Origin of the sequence: Methylobacterium oxalidis (assembly GCF_007992195.1) — a bacterium.
In the GTDB taxonomy this organism is placed as follows: domain Bacteria; phylum Pseudomonadota; class Alphaproteobacteria; order Rhizobiales; family Beijerinckiaceae; genus Methylobacterium; species Methylobacterium oxalidis.
Genome location: NZ_BJZU01000186.1, coordinates 1 through 1,589, shown reverse-complemented (window position 1 = coordinate 1,589; position 1,589 = coordinate 1). Strand labels below are relative to the sequence as shown.

Here is a 1,589-nt window from a genome sequence, read left to right as displayed (position 1 = left end):
CGGGAGAGGTGGGCCCGCAATCCACAGGAGATCGCCGCCTCAGGTCGCGGCGCCGACCGTGTCGGCCATCCGGGCCTGGCGGGTGCCGAGCGGCTGCGGGTGGCCGACCGTGGTGTCCCGGGAGGTCTGGTGCTCCATCTCCGCGTTGATCTCGGCGCCGACCAGCACGATGATCGTCGAGATCCAGATCCAGGTCATGAAGCCGATCGCGGCGCCGAGCGACCCGTAGGTCTCGTTGTACTTGCCGAAGTTCGAGACGTACCACGAGAAGCCGAGCGATGCAGCGAGCCAGAGCACGGCGGCGATGGCGCTGCCCCAGGTCACCCAGCGCCAGCGCGGCGCGTCGCGGCTCGGGCCGTAGCGGTAGAGGAGCGCGAGGCCGAACAGGACGGCCGCCAGCAGCACCGGCCAGCGCAGCAGCGAGATGTACCAGGCGTTCGCCGACAGCCCGACCGTGTTGAACACCACCGGCAGCACCACGATGCCGACCAGCGCCAGGACGATGAACAGGAGCGCGCCCGCCGTGAAGGTGAGCGAGCGCAGGTTGAGCCACAGGAAGTTCCGCTTCTCGCGCTCCTCGTAGACGATGTTGAGCGCGTCGAAGACCGCCTTCATGCCGCCGTTGGCGCTCCAGATCGAGAGAGCGAGGCCCGTGAAGAAGGTGAGGCCGAGGGTGGTGTCGCCCTTCTCGGCGATGCGCTTGACCTGCTCGCCGACGATGTCGACGGCGCCCTGGGGCATCACGCCCTGCAGGCTCGCCAGATGCTGGTTGATGGTGCCGACATCGGCCACGAGCCCGTAGCAGGAGACGAGCGCCGCGACCGCCGGGAAGATCGCCAGCAGCACGTAGAAGGTCACGCCCGCCGCCACCGAGACGAGGCGGTTCTCGCTGATGTCGTGGAAGACGCGCAGGGCGATGTCCTTCCAGCCGAGCGCCGGGATCTCGGAGGGGGTCGTGGCGTGCCGCCCGCGGCCACCCTCGGTCTCGGCGACGCGGCGGGCCTGGCCGCCCTCGTGCGAATCGGAGGTCTCGCGGGGGGCGCCCGCCGAACTGCCCGCCCCGCCCCCGGCCGGCGCCCGCGCGGGCAGCGCGCGCCGCCGCGGCAGGGCGACGAGGCCGAGGAGCGCGGTGGCCAGCGCCACGGTCCAGACCGTCGAGTTCCGCCGCTCCAGTTTGTCCGCGCCCGCCGTCCCGTCCGTCCGCGTAACCATCGTCTGCCCGTCCTCGCTCGCCGCTTGATCCAGCGCAACAACGGGGCATTGCACGGCGCGGTTTCACGACAATGTGTTCCCACATCTCCACGAAACCTTGGCCGTAGGGCGGCGACATCTGCGGGCTCAGCGCGGTGGCCGGCCGCATCGCGTCGGAAAACGTGCGAAACCACGCCGCCGCGGGACGTTGTCCCCTCGAGATCCGTCATCCCTGTCGGGGGGCGACGATGGTCCGTGCGGATTGGCACGCCGGGTGCCCTGCGGCACGGATTTTGACGCCAAGCTGGGCTAGGACGGCTTCATCCCCGCCCGGATGCTGCCCAGACGCTGCCCGCCGAGACGCCGCGACCCGGGCCCTTCGCCCGGCGATCGCCACA

The 1,589-nt window shown here is 70.9% G+C and carries 1 protein-coding gene; it reads right to left on the bottom strand.

Annotation, left to right across the window (positions count from 1 at the left end):
* Window positions 1–39: 39 nt before the first annotated feature.
* Complete coding sequence (locus tag MOX02_RS28765; protein ID WP_147029206.1) at window positions 40–1,212, bottom strand: YihY/virulence factor BrkB family protein; 1,173 nt, start codon at window positions 1,210–1,212, stop codon at window positions 40–42.
* Window positions 1,213–1,589 lie beyond the last annotated feature (377 nt).